The sequence below is a fragment of the Sphaerimonospora mesophila genome (assembly GCF_001417795.1).
In the GTDB taxonomy this organism is placed as follows: domain Bacteria; phylum Actinomycetota; class Actinomycetes; order Streptosporangiales; family Streptosporangiaceae; genus Sphaerimonospora; species Sphaerimonospora mesophila.
On sequence record NZ_BCBX01000035.1, the window covers coordinates 362,881 to 380,468 of the forward strand.

General features: G+C 69.2%; 11 protein-coding genes. 7 read left to right on the forward strand and 4 right to left on the reverse strand.

The annotated features are described in order from the left end of the window. Positions 1 to 106 precede the first annotated feature (106 nt). A complete protein-coding gene (locus AP234_RS15480; protein ID WP_152990426.1) occupies positions 107 to 2,929 on the reverse strand; it encodes a transglycosylase domain-containing protein in 2,823 nt (940 codons plus the stop codon). 781 nt (positions 2,930 to 3,710) lie between these two features. On the opposite strand from AP234_RS15480, the gene AP234_RS15485 reads away from it, so the two are divergent. Beyond that, a complete protein-coding gene (locus tag AP234_RS15485; RefSeq protein WP_200926528.1) occupies positions 3,711 to 4,433 on the forward strand; it encodes a PadR family transcriptional regulator in 723 nt (240 codons plus the stop codon). Positions 4,434 to 4,450: 17 nt separating this feature from the next. Further along, positions 4,451 to 5,530: an inositol-3-phosphate synthase gene (locus tag AP234_RS15490; protein WP_055480346.1), complete on the forward strand. Its 1,080-nt coding sequence runs from the start codon at positions 4,451 to 4,453 to the stop codon at positions 5,528 to 5,530. Between the two features lie 85 nt (positions 5,531 to 5,615). Here AP234_RS15490 and idi read toward each other — a convergent pair whose 3' ends face one another. Further along, positions 5,616 to 6,200 carry an isopentenyl-diphosphate Delta-isomerase gene (gene idi / locus AP234_RS15495; protein ID WP_055480347.1) on the reverse strand — a complete coding sequence of 195 codons (585 nt, stop codon included), beginning with the start codon at positions 6,198 to 6,200 and terminating at the stop codon, positions 5,616 to 5,618. 135 nt (positions 6,201 to 6,335) lie between these two features. Between idi and AP234_RS15500 the strand changes: the two genes are divergently transcribed. After that, complete coding sequence (locus tag AP234_RS15500) at positions 6,336 to 7,634, forward strand: MFS transporter (RefSeq protein ID WP_055480447.1); 1,299 nt, start codon at positions 6,336 to 6,338, stop codon at positions 7,632 to 7,634. Between the two features lie 81 nt (positions 7,635 to 7,715). Here the strand turns inward: AP234_RS15500 and AP234_RS15505 are convergent, their stop codons facing one another. Then, positions 7,716 to 9,257, reverse strand: a complete 1,542-nt coding sequence (locus tag AP234_RS15505; protein ID WP_055480348.1) for an N-acetylmuramoyl-L-alanine amidase — start codon at positions 9,255 to 9,257, stop codon at positions 7,716 to 7,718. A 303-nt stretch (positions 9,258 to 9,560) separates the two neighbouring features. On the opposite strand from AP234_RS15505, the gene AP234_RS15510 reads away from it, so the two are divergent. Both AP234_RS15510 and AP234_RS15515 read left to right on the forward strand, forming a co-directional pair. After that, positions 9,561 to 11,585: a family 10 glycosylhydrolase gene (locus AP234_RS15510; protein WP_055480349.1), complete on the forward strand. Its 2,025-nt coding sequence runs from the start codon at positions 9,561 to 9,563 to the stop codon at positions 11,583 to 11,585. 22 nt (positions 11,586 to 11,607) lie between these two features. Further along, positions 11,608 to 12,861, forward strand: coding sequence for an adenosylmethionine--8-amino-7-oxononanoate transaminase (locus AP234_RS15515; RefSeq protein ID WP_055480350.1), 1,254 nt, complete (start codon positions 11,608 to 11,610; stop codon positions 12,859 to 12,861). A gap of 239 nt (positions 12,862 to 13,100) precedes the next feature. Here the strand turns inward: AP234_RS15515 and AP234_RS15520 are convergent, their stop codons facing one another. Then, entirely contained in the window at positions 13,101 to 14,531 is a 1,431-nt protein-coding gene (locus AP234_RS15520) for a CCA tRNA nucleotidyltransferase (protein WP_055480351.1), read from the reverse strand. A 130-nt stretch (positions 14,532 to 14,661) separates the two neighbouring features. Here AP234_RS15520 and AP234_RS15525 point away from each other — a divergent pair, with 130 nt between their 5' ends. Next, entirely contained in the window at positions 14,662 to 15,198 is a 537-nt protein-coding gene (locus AP234_RS15525) for an aminoacyl-tRNA deacylase (RefSeq protein ID WP_055480352.1), read from the forward strand. Positions 15,199 to 15,244: 46 nt separating this feature from the next. After that, positions 15,245 to 17,554: a DUF6049 family protein gene (locus AP234_RS15530; RefSeq protein WP_055480353.1), complete on the forward strand. Its 2,310-nt coding sequence runs from the start codon at positions 15,245 to 15,247 to the stop codon at positions 17,552 to 17,554. Positions 17,555 to 17,588 lie beyond the last annotated feature (34 nt).

The window sequence follows — 17,588 nt, forward strand, 5'->3', positions numbered from 1 at the left end:
CCTTCGCCGTCAACGATCGTTGAAGGCATGTCCCTTCGACGGGAAATATGAAGGGGCCCACGGCGCGTTTTCCGTGGGCCCCCTCGGCGTTCGGCGGCGTGGCGGCTTACCGCGTGCCGAGTCTCCGGTTGTCCGCCGTGGACGGGGTCGTGACCGGGAGCGAGGCGGGGGCGCCGTTGTCGAGCGGTTGGTCGTCGCCTCCGGACTCGCCCGGGCCGCTCTGCAGGTCGAGGCCGCCGTCGTCGCTGCACGACAGGTCGCCGGGCGGGCAGTCGATGTCGTCGGGTTCGAACGGCAGCTCATCGTCCGGGAAGATCGGCGGAGCCTCCTCGTTCTGCGTGGGGCTCGGCGACGGCGACGGGCTCGGCGCGATGTTCTCCGGCATGCCGATCCCCGCCTTCGGCGGGAACTGCTCGACCGGCTTGCCCTCATGAGCCGCCATCATGAAATTGCGCCAAATGGTGGTCGGCGGGCCCGCACCCTCGAACCCCAGCGACCTCTCGTGAGCTCGGGAGTAAGGGTTCTCGGCGTTGTACTTCTTACTGGGCTTGTTGTTGGGAGTCTCTGGACACGTCCCGTTGGAAAGGGGCTGTACGACCTTGCCGCTCTTAGTAAGACACTGCTCCCGGTACATGCCCACCGCTGTGATCAGTTGCGGGGTGAAGCCGACGAACCACGCCTCCTTCTCATCGTTGTTGGTTCCGGTCTTACCAGCCGCGGGTCGGCCGATCTGGCCTGTGCTCGACGCCGTACCCCCCTTGATCACCGCCTCCAGCGCGACGGTCGCATCAGCAGCGGCGTCCGGTGAGATGACCTGTTTGACGTCCTTCTTCTCCGTGAGGACGACCGTCTTGCCCTGCTTGACTTCTCTGATCACGTGGTAGTCGATGTGCTTGCCCTGGTTGGCGAAGATCGAGTAGCCGGCGGCCTGTTCGACGGGCGTGACACCGACGCTGCCGATCGCGAGCTGGTAGCCGTGGCCGTCCTCACCGTTGACACCGTTCTTGTCGTCTTCGAGGGCCTTCTTGCTGATGCCCGCGGCTTCGGCGAGGGCTCGCAGGTCGTCCAGCTGACCCGGTAGCGCGAACGCCATCGAGGCGTAGGCCGTGTTGATCGAGTGAGCGGTGGCATAGATGACATCGATCGCCGGGGGGACCGAGTGGCCGTTGGTGATGGGCGTGGTGCCCGGGAGCTTCTCAGGCACCGTCTTGCTGCCGGGAACCAGGCTGTTGAGGCTGTAGCCCGCCTCCAGCCAGGCCGCCAGAACATAGGGCTTGAACGCCGACGCCGCCTGTTTCCTGGCATCGAACGGCTCGTTCAAGAAGTCCTTCGTGTAGTCATCCCCGCCGTAGAACGCGTGGACCTGACCGGTCTTCGGGTCCACCGACGCAAGACCCGTGTGGTATTCCCGGGACATGTTCGACGTGACGCCCTTGACGGCCTTCTGGGCCTCCTTCATGAGCCTCTTGTCGAACGTGGTGTAGATCTTGTAGCCGCCACTTTCGATGTCGTCGCGTTCAATGCCCCGAGCCTGCAGTTCGCGAAGAGCGACTTGGAGCATGTAGCCCTTGAGACCGCCGAAGGCCTGAGACACCTGCTTCGGTCTGGGCTTGGGGAACTTGGCCTTGGTGATGTCCGGATATTTGGGCTTGCCGTCCTTGCCGGTCATCTCGGCCATGCCCTTGATGACGTAGTTGAACCGTTCCTGCGTGGGAGCGAAGTTCTTCTTGCCCTCCGCGAGGTCGAAGTTGCCGGGCTGCTGGATACGACCCGCCAGATAGGCCCCCTGAGCCGGGGTCAGGTCCTTGGTCTTCTTTCCGAAGAACTCCCGCGCGGCGGCCTCGATGCCGTAGGTGTTGCGACCGAAGGGCACCGTGTTCAGGTAGTACTCGAGGACCTTGTCCTTGGGCCACTCCTTGTCGAGCTTCACCGAGATGAAGATCTCCGTGACCTTCCGCTTGATCGTCACGTCCCGGCTCAGCGTGTCGAAATAGTTGCGGGCCATCTGCTGGGTGATGGTGGAGGCACCCTGGGTCTGCTGGCCGGTGACCGTCATCCACACCGACCGGCCGATGGCGCTCAGGTCGATGCCGGAGTCCTCATAGAAGCTGCGGTTCTCCGCGGTGATCACCGCATCCCGCACGTGCTCGGGCACCTGGTCGAGCGAGATCCTGATCCGTGCGGTGCCGAGCCGGGCGATCGCCGAGCCGTCCCGGTAGTAGAAGACGCTGCCCTGGGCCGTCGCGCTCTCCTGCGCGTCCCGCTCGGAGGGCAGCTCGGTGTTCATGTAGCCGACCATGATCATGCCGAACACGCCTGCGGTGAGCACGGCACAGCTCGCCAGCACGATCTTCCAGCTCGGGATGAAGCGTTTCCAGCCGGCCCGGCGCGGCCCGTCGTCATCGTCGAAGTCCTCGGGACCACCGGGACCGCCGGGACCACGCCCGCCCGGTCCGCCGGGGCCGTTCGGACCGCCGGGACCACCCCGGCCGCCACGCCCGGGGGCGGGCCTGCGCCGCCGCCCGCCGGACGACATGATCTCGGTCTCCTGCGCACCCACTTCCCGCCTGGGACCGCCGGGAGGCATCCCCACCGGTCCTTCCCGGGAGATCCGGGTCTGCTCATCGCCGCCGAACTCACCGGGACCAGCAGCGACACCGCGACGACGTGGACCACCGGGACCGGCCGGACCGTTCCCGTTCCCCGGCCTGCCGTGCTCGCCATCGGGGCCGGGCCGCCGTCCCGGGCCCTGCGGGCCCGGCTGGCCTCTCGGTGGCGGCGGGACCGCGTTCATGGCGGCCGTGTCCTCGAATGCCGCGTCCATGCGACGGCCGCCGGGCGCCTGCCGGGGCGGCGGGCCGGGCCGTACGGCACGCTGCCCGGTCTGCGGGGGCGCGGCCTGGGGCCGGGGCGGGCCCTGCGGATTCACAGCGGGGCGGGGGTGGCGGGCGGTCGGCTGCCCGGCCGCCTGAGGGTGTGGCGGCTGCTGAGGGTGGGAGGGCAGAGGGTCTCGGCCACGTCCCGGGGAGGGTTCTCCGTACTCGCCGGATTCCCGGGGCGTGCGACGGCGGCGCCCAGGGCGGGGCGATCCGCCGGGGCCCGAGGGATCCTCGGGACGGCCGGTCGGCTCCGGTCCATAGCTGCTGTTAGTCACGCGTCCTCGTTAGGTCTCAAGGGAATTCGTCGACGTCGGCCGAGGGCCGGGGGAGGTTCCTCCTGAAGGTGGATCGCCCTGCAGTGAGGAGCCCGGGGATCGGCTGCCGGAGAGGACGAACGAGACCGCCAGGTGGTTCCGTAACAACCATGGCAGACCTCCGGCATGGGGACCTGGGATTCGCCGTACTTCCCGGCACCCGGGACGCGGGCCGTGACGGCGATGACCTGGCCGGCCAGCTGCGGTGATTCGCCCCGATAAGTCGGTGTGACATTGCTCACGTTGCAAGCGGGACGACACGGGCAGACGACTGTGGTCGTGGTCGTGGCCGCGGTGGGGTTCGACGGGATCGGCCGTCAGGTCGCCGGTTTCGGCGAGCCCCACCGGCCCATCCCGCCCGGCTTGCCCGGTCGGCCACTGATACCCCACAAGTGGCCAGATTACGGCGATTTGCTAAAGCTTGCCCAATCGTTGACACGTTGCGCTCTATACCGCGCCGACGTATTCTGCCGATGTATCGGCTCGATACATCAGTCGGACATAGGGGGTGGTTCCAGTGACGGGCTCCGGGTCTCGAAGCGCTCTTCTCGAGCTCGCCGTCCTGGGATCGCTGCACGAAACCCCGCTGCACGGGTATGAACTGCGCAAACGGCTCAACACTCTGCTCGGGATGTTCCGTGCGTTCTCCTACGGCTCCCTGTACCCGTGTCTGCGCGGTCTACTGGGCGACGGCCTCATCGCGGAGGAGGAGCCTCAGGAGGACACGGTCCTCGGCCGCCGGTCGAAGATCGTCTACAAGCTGACCGCGGAGGGCAAGGAGCGGCTGCACGAGCTGCTCACCCAGGCGGGTCCGTCCGCCTGGGAGGACGAGAGCTTCGGCATCCACTTCGCCTTCTTCCGCCACGCCGAGGCGGAGGTCCGGCTGCGCATTCTCGAAGGTCGCCGCAGCCGCCTGGAGGAACGACTCGAGCGTGTCCGTACGGCTCTGGCCCGCACAAGGGAGCGGCTCGACCGCTACACCCTTGAGCTGCAGCGCCACGGGCTGGAGTCGGTCGAGCGGGAGGTCCGCTGGCTCAACGAGCTCATCGACTCGGAACGGCGGAGCAGTACGGCACTGCCGGCGGCGGCGGCGGAATCGACGGGATCCGCCACGTCGGCCGGGCCGGCCGAAACCGACGAGGCGAGCGAAGCCGGCGAGACGCCCCCTTGGGCGGCGGCTCCGGGGCGAGCCGTACAGGAAAGAGATCAGAGGGCGGACTCGCCCGAGGCTGATGAATAGGTAAAGGAGCGAGTGCCATGGGTTCGGTGCGCGTAGCCATCGTGGGCGTGGGAAACTGCGCCGCATCGCTGGTGCAGGGTGTCCATTACTACAAGGACGCGGATCCGGACAGCCGAGTGCCGGGCCTGATGCACGTGCGCTTCGGTGACTACCACGTCGGTGACGTGGAGTTCGTCGCCGCCTTCGACGTTGACGCCAAGAAGGTCGGCCGGGATCTGTCCGAGGCGATCGTCGCCTCCGAGAACAACACGATCAAGATTTGCGACGTGCCGCCGCTCGGCGTCACCGTGCAGCGCGGGCCCACCTTCGACGGGCTGGGCGAGTACTACCGGGAGATCATCGAGGAGTCCGACGAACAGCCCGTGGACGTCGTCCAGGCGCTCAAGGACGCCCGGGTCGACGTCCTGGTCTCCTACCTGCCGGTCGGGTCCGAGGAGGCCGACCGGTTCTACGCCCAGTGCGCGATCGACGCGAAGGTGGCGTTCGTCAACGCGCTGCCCGTCTTCATCGCCTCCGACCCGCAGTGGGCGGCCAAGTTCACCGAGGCCGGCGTGCCGATCGTGGGCGACGACATCAAGTCGCAGGTCGGCGCGACCATCACGCACCGGGTGATGGCCAAGCTGTTCGAGGACCGCGGGGTCGAGCTGCTGCGCACCTACCAGCTCAACTTCGGCGGCAACATGGACTTCATGAACATGCTGGAGCGGACCCGCCTGCAGTCGAAGAAGATCTCCAAGACGCAGTCGGTCACCTCCCAGATCCCGCACGAGATGGCCAAGGCCGATGTGCACATCGGCCCGTCGGACCACGTGCCGTGGCTGGACGACCGCAAGTGGGCCTACGTCCGCCTGGAGGGCCGCTCCTTCGGTGACACGCCGCTGAACCTGGAGTACAAGCTGGAGGTCTGGGACTCGCCCAACTCCGCCGGCATCATCATCGACGCGGTGCGCGCCGCCAAGATCGCCCTCGACCGGGGGATCGGCGGGCCGCTGCTGTCGCCCTCGTCCTACTTCATGAAGTCGCCGCCGGAGCAGTACTCCGACGACGACGCCCGCGAGGCGGTCGAGAAGTTCATCCGCGGCGAGACCGAGCGTTAGGTCGATACGGTGCCCCGGCTCAGCCCGAGCCGGGGCGTTTCTGTGCTGTACGGACGTTCAAGGGATCCGTACGGCGAGCCCGCCGTCACGGTCGGGCGGCCGGCGGCAGGTCGGCCGGATCGGCCACCGGCCAGGCCAGCGGGTCCGGCCCGAGCGAGACGAGCTGCGGCACCTGCTCCCTGGCCCACGGAGAGATGGGCATCTCGCCACTCATGACCTGGTCGACGTACTGCTTCCAGGGCAGCCAGCGGACCGCGCCGACCTCCTCCGGGTTGGGCGTGGCATCCGTGGAGACGATGACACGGAAGACGGGACACATCTCGTTCTCCACGATCCCGTTGTCCATCACGGCCCGGTACGCGAAGCGCGGCAGCAGCAGGTCGACGGAGTCCGCCCGCAGCCCCAACTCGTAGTCGAGCCTGCGCCGCACCGCGGACGTGGCCGGTTCACCCGGCAGCGGATGCCCGCAGCAGCTGTTGGTCCACTGGTCCGGCCAGGTGAGCTTGTGCCCGGCCCGCCGGGTCAGCAGCACCTGTCCACCGGAGTCGAAGACGTAGCTGGAGAACGCGAGGTGAAGCGGAGTCTCGGCGCCGTGGATCGTCCACTTGGAAGCGGTGCCGATCGGGTTGCCGACATCGTCGAGGAGCACGACATGTTCATCGGTGGTCACGCTCCGAGACTACGTGACCATGTCACCAGAACCCAGGCGGATGGGTAAGCGGGCCGTTTCTCACGCTGCCGACTCAGGGATCTGTCAGGGATGATCCGGATATCCGTCTCCTGATCGCCCGCGTAGGCTGTGTGCGTGTCCTTCGTCTCCGACCTGCGCGTCCTCCTGGAGGGCCGGGACTTCCGCCGGCTTTTCGGCACCCGTCTCGTGTCGCAGTTCTCAGACGGGATCTTCCAGTTCGCTGTGGCGGGCTACGCGTTCTTCACTCCGGAGAAGCAGGCCACGGCCGCCGAGGTGGCGGTGGCCATGGCCGTGCTGCTCCTGCCGTACAGCGTGTTCGGCCCCTTCGTCGGGGTCCTGATCGACCGCTGGTCGCGGCGGCAGATCCTCGTCGTCGCGCCGCTCGTGCGCGGGACGCTGCTGCTGGTGACGGCAGGTCTGGTGGCCCTGGACGTGCCGGACGCGGTCTTCTACGGGGCCGCGCTCGCCGTGCTCGCCGTCAACCGGTTCTTCCTCTCCGCGCTCGGGGCGTCGCTGCCCCATGTCGTGCCGCGGGACCGGCTCGTCCTGGCCAACGCCATCACGCCCACGTCGGGTACGGTCCTCACCGCCGTGGGCATGGGCGCGGCCTTCGTGCTCCGCCTGGTCTTCGGCTCGGGACACGGAGGCACCGCGACACTGCTCGCGATCTCCGGCCTGTCCTTCGGGCTGAGCGCGATCATCGCCACGACGATGGAGCGTTCCCTGCTCGGGCCGCCGTACGACCCGGATCGTCCCCCGGCCGGCGAAGCCGTACGGATCGTGCTGCGCGGCCTGGTGGAGGGCGCCGCGCATCTCGGCGGGCGCCGCCGGGCGGCGGCCGCTCTCAGCGGCATGGCCACCCACCGGCTGCTGTTCGGGATGTCGCTGGCCATGGTGGTCATGCTGTACCGCTACTACTTCACGACCGACGTGGACGCCGCGCTCAAGGGGATCACGCTGGTCGGGGCCGCGACGGGCGTCGGCATCTTCCTCGCGGTGCTCATCACGCCATGGGCGACCGAGCGGTTCCGGATCGAGACGTGGATCCCGGTCATGCTCGCCGTCTCCGGCGTGCTGGAGATCCTGCTGTGCGCGACCTTCCGCGAGTGGGGGTTCGTCGTCGCCGGCCTGCTGCTGGGCGTCGCCGGGCAGAGCGTGAAGATCTGCGCCGACACCGTGGTGCAGCGGGAGGTCGACGACCATTTCCTCGGCCGGACCTTCTCCATCTACGACATGCTGTTCAACGCCTCGACGGTCCTGGGCGCCGCGCTGGCCGCCACGATGCTGCCGCCCGACGGCAGGTCCTTCCTGGCCCTCTCGGTGATCAGCACGGCCTATCTCCTGGGCGCCCTGGCGTACCGGCTGATCCTTCCCTCGGCCGCCACCCGCGCACCCGCCGTCGTCGCCGACTGACGTCCATGGGCGCGTCTGCCCGAACGTGCCGGTACGGCTCGCGCCGGCGGAGCGCCGGGCGCGAGCCGTACGTTCGTCTGGTCAGACCCGCGAGACGCGGACGGCGTCGGCGATGACGTACCCCGTGCCGGCGGTCCAGCGGCTGACGCCGACGGCGTTGTACGTGCCCGCGTTCAGCGAGAACGTGCCGATGCTGCGCCACGTGCCGCCGCCGGAGCGTTGGTCGACGTAAACGGTCTTGTTACCACTCGACGTCGCCACGATGTAGGGCGCCGAGGAGTTGTAGCCGGGATCGGACGGGTACCACACCTCGACGCGGTAGGTCCCCGCACTGGGAACGCTCACGCCGTACCAGGCCGGGTCGCTGGCGGACACGGGCGTGGCGAAGCGGTAGTCGGCGCCGTAGCGCTGCCCGGAGTACGCCGAGGTGCCCCAGTTGGAGCTCGCCTTGAACTGGGCGCTCGAGTTGTCGACCGTGGCCGACCACGACGGGGTGCCGCCGCCGGTCACGTAGTTCATGTACGTGGTCCAGTTCCAGTGCGTGCCGGGGTCGGTGTGCGTGGCCCCGGGCACCTCGTTGTGGCCGATGATGTGCGCGCGATCCTTCGGGATGCCGTACTTGTCGCAGATCGCCCTGGTCAGGGCCGCCGAGGCGCGGTACATGGCGTCGGTGAACCAGGAGGCGTCGCTGACGTAGCCCTCGTGCTCGATGCCGACGGAGCGGGTGTTGTAGGTCCAGTTGCCGGCGTGCCAGGCGATGTCCTTCTCCCGGACCATCTGCGTGATGTCGCCGTTGGACGACTTGACCACGTAGTGCGCGGAGACCTGGGCGCTGGGGTTCTGGAACCAGGAGATCGTGCCGGCGTACGAACCCTGGGTCACGTGGATGATGACGCGGTCGATGGCGTAGCTCGACGGGCGGCTCGAGGCCGTGTAGTTGCTCGAACTGGCGGCGACCCACGCCGCCGGCGGGTAGTCCGCGCTGAGCGGCGCCACCTGTACGTCCGCCTGCGTGTTCGCCCTGGCGTTCAGGTCGCGGACCCCGGCGAAGCGGCCGCGCTCGGCGGTGATCTCCTGCGGCCTGACCGTCACGCCGCGGGCGCTCAGACCGAGCCCGAGTTGCTCGTAGACGCCGTCGGCGTAGAGGCGGGCGACCTCGGGCGTGGTGGCATTGCCGTACCTGGCGACGGCCTCGTACCAGCGGCCGGCGTCCTTCCTGGCCGCCTCGTCGAGGCCGAGCTGGTCGGCGTGGGCGCGCAGCACGGCCGCGCCGCCCATGATGTTGGCCTCGGTGTCGGTGCGCAGCTTCTCGACCGGCAGCCCGGTCAGCTCGGCCGCCTTCTCCAGCACGTGGGTGGTGGGGTTGCTGACCAGGTGCATGACGCCGTAGCCGCCGCTCGCGCTCGGCTCGCCCCCGTGGTCGTCCAGGTGGGTCTCGGCGTAGCCGACGGCGATCAGCAGGTCGCGTGGCACGTCGTGCGCCGCGGCGGCCCGGTCGAACGCCGTCGTCAGCGGGGTCTCGGTCGATGTGGAGGCCGTGGCAGCGGGTTGACCTGCGAGGACGACGATGGCGGTGATGGCGGCTGCGACCAGGGAGGTTAATCGGGGGACAGGGAGGGCCATCTGGAACTCCTGCTGTGGGGGGATGTCGGCTGCACCATATGTCACCTCTGATCCGATGTCGATAATTGACTTACAAGTGATGTCAGAAGAAACTTTTCTCCTTCGGTCGCCGTCTGCCGTCTGCCGTCTGCCGTCTGCCGTCTGCCGTCTGCCGTCTGCCGTCTGCCGTCTGCCGTCGGTCGGCCGTCGGATCGGGGTGAGTCCGGCGGGCACTCGCGCGGAGGCGCGCCGTTTCAGATTTGGGCCCCCAGGATCGCGTGAAGACTATTGCACTAACGCGGGAAGAGATTGAAACTTCCTTTCATGACCGCGGCCCCGCGAACGCTCTCGCGTACCCCCCTGCGCATCCTCCTGGCACTCGCCCTGACGATCGTCGGTCTCGTCGTCCCCGCCGCCACCTCGGCCGCCACAGAGCTCGACACCTCGCTCGGCACCTCGCTCGGCGCCCCGGCCATGGTGGCGGCGTGCACCACCGATCCCGCGACCCCCAAACGGCAGCTGCGCGCCATGTGGATCTCCACGGTGGCCAACATCGACTGGCCGAGCCGTACCGGCCTGAGCGTCTCAGCGCAGCAGGCCGAGCTGCGGGCCTGGCTCGACCTGGCCGTGAGCAGGCGCATGAACGCCGTGATGATCCAGGTCAGGCCGACGGCCGACGCCTTCTGGCACTCGCCGTACGAACCCTGGTCGCAGTGGCTCACCGGCACCCAGGGCCGCGACCCCGGCTACGACCCCCTGGCGTTCATGGTCGCCGAGGCGCACGCGCGCAACCTCGAACTGCACGCGTGGTTCAATCCCTACCGCATCGCCAACCACGCCGACCCGTCCAGGCTGACGTCCACGCACCCGGCACGCGTGCATCCCGACTGGCGCTTCGCCTACGACGGCAAGCTCTACTACAACCCCGGCATTCCGGAAGTCCGCACCTTCATCGAAGACGCGATCATGGACGCGGTCAGCCGGTACGACATCGACGGCGTCCACCTCGACGACTACTTCTACCCCTATCCGGTGACCGGCGAGACCATCCCCGACGCGACCACGTTCAGCCGGTACGGCGGAGGCTTCACCGACATCGGCGACTGGCGGCGCGACAACGTGAACAGGCTCGTACGCGAGCTCGGCGGGCGCGTCCACACGGCCAAGCCGTGGGTGGCCTTCGGCATCAGCCCGTTCGGCATCTGGCGCAACTCCGGCACCGATCCCCTCGGCTCGCGCACCTCGGGCCTGCAGTCCTACGACGCCATCTACGCCGACAGCAGGCTGTGGGTGAAGCAGGGCTGGGTCGACTACATCGCGCCGCAGATCTACTGGCACATCGGGTACGGCCCCGCCGCCTACGAGGTGCTCACCGCGTGGTGGTCCGACGTGGTGCGGGGGACCGGCGTCCACCTCGTCGTCGGGCAGGCCGCCTACCGGGTCGGCGTGAGCGGCCAGGACGCGGCCTGGCAGAACCCCGCCGAGCTCAGCGACCACCTCTACGACAACAGGCGGCACCCCGAGGTGGCCGGCGACGTGTACTTCAGCGCCAAGGACGTCAGGGCCGACCGGATCGGCGGCATCTCCACCCTCGTCTCCGCCCACTACTCCAGGCCGGCGCTGCCGCCCGCCAGGGGAACCGGAAGCGCGCCGGCCGCCCCCACGATCACCTCGGCCACCAGGACCTCGACCGGCGTCGCCCTGTCGTGGCAGGCCACCGGGGCCTCGTATGCGATCTACCGGGTGGCCGGCGCACCGCAGGAGGCCGATCCGTGCTTCTTCGCCGACGCGCGCAACCTGCTCGCGACCACCGGGAAGACGACCTTCACGGACACCACGGCCGGGGCCTCCGGCGCCCACACCTACTACGTCGCCGCCCTCGACCGGTGGCGGCGGGAGAGCGCGCCGAGCGCGGGCAGGACGGTGACGGACTCCCCCGGCGCGTTCAGCGTCGTGATCGACAACTCCGATCCGTCGTTCACCGCGAGCTCGGCCTGGGGCACCTCGTCCTATTCCGGGCAGCGGTACGGCGCCGACTACCGCTTCGCCACGCCGGTGTCCGCCAGCGACCCGGCCTGGTTCACCGCAGCCATCCCCGACGCGGGGACCTACCGGGTCGAGGTCCGCCATCCGGCCGATCCCGGCTACAACAGCGCCACGCCGTACATCGTGGCGGCCGACGGCGGCAACCGGGTCGTCAACGTGGACCAGCGCACGGCGGGCGGCCAGTGGCGCTCGCTCGGCACGTTCACACTCGCGGCCGGGACGTACAAGGTGGTGGGCGTGAGCCGGTGGACCTCGACCACGGGCTACGTCATCGCCGACGCCGTCCGCATCACCAGGGTCTGATCCCACTCTCTAGGGTGGTGCCGTGAAAGCTGAGGACATCCTGCGGCTCGACCGCGAGCACGTCTGGCATCCCTACGCGGCGGTGCCGTCCGGGGTGCCGGTGCACGCGGTCAGCGGCGCCCATGGCGTACGGCTCACGCTCGCCGACGGCCGGGAGCTGATCGACGGCATGTCGTCGTGGTGGGCGGCCATCCACGGGTACGGCCACCCGAGGCTGAACCAGGCGATCCGCGACCAGCTCGACGACATGGCCCATGTCATGTTCGGCGGGCTCACCCACGAGCCGGCCGTACGGCTCGCGCGGACGCTCACCGAGCTGACCGGGCTGGACCGCGTCTTCCTGGCCGACTCCGGCTCGGTGGCCGTCGAGGTCGCGATCAAGATGGCCCTGCAGTACGCGGCGGCCACCGGCCGTCCCGGCCGGACCAGGCTGTTCACGGTCAGGGGCGGCTATCACGGCGACACGTTCGGCGCGATGTCGGTCTGCGACCCGGTGAGCGGCATGCACCATCTGTTCTCCGGCGTGCTGCCGAGCCATGTCTTCGGACCCGTTCCGCCGGCCGGGTACGAGGAGGCCTACCTGGCGGAGCTGGCCGCACTGGTCGGGGCGCACGCGGACGAGCTGGCGGCGATCATCGTGGAGCCGATCGTCCAGGGCGCGGGAGGCATGCGCTTCTATCACCCGGCCTATCTGCGCCGGCTGCGCGAGCTGGCCGACGAGCACGGCATCCTGCTGATCGCCGACGAGATCGCGACCGGCTTCGGCCGCACCGGCGAGCTGTTCGGGTGCGACCACGCCGGGATCAGGCCCGACATCATGTGCCTGGGAAAGGCGCTGACCGGTGGATATCTGACGCTCGCCGCGACGTTGTGCACCGCACGGGTGGCCGACGGCATCGGGGTGCTGATGCACGGGCCGACCTTCATGGGCAACCCGCTCGCCACGGCGGTCGCCGGCGCCTCGCTCGACCTGCTGGCCGAGCGTCCCTGGCGGGAGGAGGTCAAGCGGATCGAGGCCGGGCTGGCCGACGGGCTGGCGCCGGCGGCCGGACATCCCGGGGTGCGGGACGTCCGGGTCCTCGGCGCGATCGGGGTGATCGAGATGGTCGACCCCGTCGATATCGCGAAAATTCAGGACATCGTGATGCGCCACGGCGTCTGGCTCCGGCCGTTCGGCCGCCTGATCTACACGATGCCGCCCTACGCCTGCACCCCCGACGACATCGCGGCCATCACCCACGCCATGGTCACCGCCGCCACCACTCCCATGGCATGATCTTGCGATTTCTCGCAAATCCACCCGCCGACCAGGCATTTCCCATTTCGCGATCTTGCAGAAACTCGCACACATCGGCCCTGACGTGGGGCGTTCGCTTCAGTGATCTCGCACTTCCATCTCAAATGCAAGATCACCAAGCATAAGGGGGCAGGTCAGCCACCCAACCTGCGCGAAACTGCAAGATCACGAAAGGTGTCCGCCCTGGTCAGTGGCGTACCATGCGAGAAACTACAAGATCACGGCAAGTTTTCGCGGGCCCACTTGAGCAGGGCCTCGCGCGCGGCCTCCTTGCCGATCACGCCTTCGTCCATGCGGATCTCCAGCATGTGGCGGTACGCCCGGCCGATGACGGGCCCCGGGGGCAGGCCGAGGATCTCCTGGATCTCGTTGCCGTCCAGCTCCGGGCGGATCTTGGCGAGTTCCTCCTCCTCGGCCAGCCGGGCGATGCGCTCCTCCAGCTGGTCGTAGGTCCGCGACAGCGCGGCCGCCTTGCGCTTGTTGCGTGTCGTGCAGTCGGCCCGGGTCAGCTTGTGCAGCCGATCCAGCAGGTGCCCCGCGTCGCGGACGTACCGCCGGACCGCGCTGTCGGTCCACTCCCCCGTGCCGTACCCGTGGAAGCGCAGGTGCAGCTCCACGAGCCGCGACACGTCGGCCACGACGTCCTTGGGGAAGCGCAACTCGGTCAGCCGCTTCTTCGCCATCTGCGCCCCCACCATCTCGTGGTGGTGGAACGAGACCCGGCCCCCCGGTTCGTTGCGCCGGGTCTTCGGCTTGCCGATGTCGTGCAGCAGCGCGGCCCATCGCAGCACCCGGTCCGGGCCGCCGGTCTCCAGGTCGATGGCCTGCTCCAGCACGATCAACGTGTGCTCGTAGACGTCCTTGTGCCGGTGGTGCTCATCGATCTCCAGCCGGAGCTTCGGCAGCTCGGGCAGGACATGGGCGGCCAGCCCGGTCTCGACGAGCAGCGCCAGCCCGGCCCTGGGCCGGGACCCGAGCAGCAGCTTGTCCAGCTCGTCGCGGATGCGCTCCGCCGAGACGATCTCGATCCGGCCGGCCATCGCGGTCATCGCCTCGACCACCGCCGCGTCCACGCCGAAGCCGAGCTGCGCGGCGAACCTGGCGGCCCGCAGCATCCGCAGCGGGTCGTCGTCGAAGGACTGCTCGGGCCGCGCCGGTGTGCGCAGCACCTTCGCGGCGAGGTCGGGCAGCCCGCCGTAGGGGTCCACGAACTCGTGGCTCGGCAGCCTGACCGCCATCGCGTTGACCGCGAAGTCGCGCCGGGCGAGGTCGCCGTCGAGCGTGTCGCCGTACTCCACATCGGGCTTGCGCGACGCCGGATCGTACGACTCGGTGCGATATGTGGTGATCTCCAGCAGCCAGCCGCCCTTGCGTACGCCGACGGTGCCGAAATCGATGCCGATCGTCCACACCGCATCGGCCCAGTCTTTGACGATCTCCAGCACCTGCTCGGGACGGGCGTCCGTCGTCAGATCGAGATCGTTTCCGATGCGGCCGAGGAAGACGTCACGCACGGAGCCGCCGACCAGGGCCAGCTCGTGCCCGCGCGCCGCGAACAGTTCGCCGAGTTCGTCGGCCACCGGGGCGAGCCGGCGGAACAGCTCGTTGACGGCCCGCCGCTGGCTGTCGGTCAGATTTGAAGAGGACAAGGCTGGGTAGGTCCTTCGGTCACGGGACAGGTTCTCCCCCGAGTGCCCTTCGGCGTCACCCAGGGGAGACGCACACCTAGAGAGCACCTGGTCGGTTCGGGAGCGCTGGACGACACAAGGAGCACACGAGATGAAGGACGCTCTCGCGATTCACCGTCGGCTCCTCGCCCGCCAGATCCACCATGAGATCGTACGTCTTCCGCGGCCATTGACATGCGCCGACGACCTCCCCGAGATGCTCGGCGCGACTCCTGAGACATGTGTTCGCGTTTCCGTGTTCGAGGTGCCCACCCGAGGCCGGATCGATCCCGTGGCCGTGGTCGGCAGCGTGGCCGCCCACCCCACGGCGCAGGCCGTCGGCACCGTCCTGCACGCCCACGACGTGCGGCCCGCCTCGTCGTTCGTGGTGAATTCGGTGACCGACTACCCCGACCGGCTGGTCTGCCCGCTGCTGCTCCCCGACGACCTCACGGTCCTGGTCGACCAGCGGGTGGTCGACCGGCTCGACCCGGACGAGTTCGCACACACCCCGACGGGCGAACGCCGTACCGCACTACGGATCCGGGCACTCCACCTTTTCAACCTCATATCCGGCAAGCGGGTGGACCTGGAAACACCGCGTCGGCAGGGTCTCACGAGACGGGCCAGTCCTATGCGGACGGCATAGGCCATAGCATTCTGGACGTGCGCCGTTCCTCATCGCCGGCCCGCGCATGATCCGTAAGGCCGCGCTGCTGACCCTGCTGACCGCCCTGCTCGCCCCCGCGGGCATGGCCGGTTCGGCTGCCGCGGCGAGCCCCCACGCGGCCGTCGCGGCCGCCCCGGCCCAGGCGGATCCCCTCGTCGTCGAGCAGATCACGCCGGAGATCCAACGGGAGGCCGCCACGCCCATCGCGGTCTCCGGCACCGTGACCGGGACGCCGCAGTCGTCCGTACGGGTCCGGATCCACTACTCCCCGAGCAGGCCCTTCGGGACCCGGGCCGAGTTGGCGAGCTTCCTGGGCGACCAGGGCTACCTCACGACGAGCTATCGGACGATGATCCAGGTGACCCGGCTCGACGAGTCGGGGAAGCTGCCCTTCGAGTTCAGCGTCACACCTCGGGAACTCGGCATGTTCCGCGCCGGGGTCTATCCCCTGGCCATCGAGGTGCTCGACGCCGTGACCGGCCAGCGGATCGCGATCGACCGGACGGTCCTGCCCTACGTGCCCGCCGACACCGAGCAGCTCTCGAGGGTCAGACTCGCCCTCGCCATGCCGATCGTCGACCGGCCGCACCGGGCAGACGACAGCACGTTCATGGACGACGACCTGCGCGGGTCGATCTCCTCCGGGCGCCTGGCCAACCTGCTCAAGCTGGTCCAGACGACGCACGAGACCGTGACCTGGTTCGTCGATCCCGCCCTGCTGCAGGATGTGAAGACGACGTCGGCCGGGCCGTACATGATCAAGAAGGGCGACGGAGCCCGTCGCTCGGCCGCCGACCCCGCGGCCGGCAAGTGGCTCTCCGATCTGCGCGCCGCCCTTTCCGGAAAGCCCGTGCTGGCCATGCCGTTCGGCGATCCGGACCTGGCGGCGCTGGTGCACAACCGCCTCGACGCCCCCGCGGTCGCGGCGGTGCAGCGGGGGGCGAGCGCGGCGTCTGAGCTGCTCGGCCGGGAGGTCCCGACCTCCACGACCTGGCCCGTCGGCGGACGGATCGATCGCGACACGCTCGACGAACTCGCGATGTCCGGGGTGAAGTCGGTCCTGCTGTCGGGCAACGCGTTCCTGCCGGCGCTCCCGGACGACAGCGGCACCACACAGACCGGCACGACCCAGACGGCACCGTCGAATGTCCCCTCGGCCACGACCGACGCCGCGCTGCGGGTCGACACCGTGGCCGAGACCCCGGTGACCGCGCTGCTCGCCGACCCCACGCTGAGCGAGATCCTCAGCAGCGACGTCTCCGCCCCAGGAAACGCGATGCTGGCCCGGCAGCGGTTCATCGGCGAGACCGCCATGATCGCATTCGAACAGACCGGCCAGACGGGTCAGGCGGGTCAGACCGGGCAGACCGGGCAGACCGCTGAGCAGCGGACGCAGCCGATCCGGACGATCGTGGCCGCCCCCGAGGATCGGGTCTGGAACCCCGATCCCGCGTTCGTGTCCTCCCTGATGGAGGCGGTCGCCGACGCGCCCTGGCTGCGGATGACCTCGCTCGACTCGGTGAAACCGACCCGGGCGGCCCGCTCCGATTTCAGCTACACGGACCAGGACAGGCAGGCCGAGCTGCGCCGCGCCTATCTGGGCACGGTGCGCAGGCTCGGGCAGGAAGCCGACGCGGTGTCCACGGTCACCACCAAGCACAACCAGCTCTTCCACGAGGCCATCCTGCGGCTGACCTCGGCGGCCTGGCGGAACGACCGCAAGCGGGCGCACGCCTTCGCCAAGCAGGTGGAGGGGGCGATCAACGATCGGCTGCGCAAGGTGTCGGTGATCGACACCCCCAGAGCCGTCGCGGGCACCGACGGCCAGGTGCCGGTCAGCGTGGCGAACAACCTCGACAGGGACATCACCATCAAGATCCGCGTCACCTCCGACGACGAGGCTCGGCTGGCCATTCCCGACGGCGCGTACGAGACCGACCCCATCACCGTGCTGAGCGACCGTACCCAGCTCGTGAACGTGCCGGTGACCGTGCCGAAGGGCGGTGGCGGCGAGGCGACCATCTCCGTCCAGGTCCTGACGGCGGAGGGCGGCAAGTACGGCAAGGCCGTGCACGTGACCGTGCGTGCCACCGACTACACCGGCATCGCCGTCGTCATCGTGGGCGGCGCGCTGGTGATCATGCTGGCCGCGGTCGTGCTGCGCATCCTGCGGCGGCGGTCGCGCCGGAACTTCCCGTTCGATCCCCAGGAGGGTGACGGCCCGGCGGCATCGAACGAGACGCCTTCCGATGCCGCTCCGCCCGGTCGGGCGGAGCTCGGCCAGGCTCGGGCCGCATCGGTCGAGGTCGAGCGGGGGGACCAACCTCCGGCATAGTTTGGTGGTCGCCGAGGGCGTGCTCGGCGGCTGC

Bases quoted from the DNA above. Each gene is read 5' to 3' on its own strand.
- AP234_RS15530 (WP_055480353.1), top strand. From the start codon at position 15,245: ATGATCCGTAAGGCCGCGCTGCTGACCCTGCTGACCGCCCTGCTCGCC.
- AP234_RS15525 (WP_055480352.1), top strand. From the start codon at position 14,662: ATGAAGGACGCTCTCGCGATTCACCGTCGGCTCCTCGCCCGCCAGATC.
- AP234_RS15490 (WP_055480346.1), top strand. From the start codon at position 4,451: ATGGGTTCGGTGCGCGTAGCCATCGTGGGCGTGGGAAACTGCGCCGCA.
- AP234_RS15505 (WP_055480348.1), bottom strand. From the start codon at position 9,257: ATGGCCCTCCCTGTCCCCCGATTAACCTCCCTGGTCGCAGCCGCCATC.
- AP234_RS15510 (WP_055480349.1), top strand. From the start codon at position 9,561: ATGACCGCGGCCCCGCGAACGCTCTCGCGTACCCCCCTGCGCATCCTC.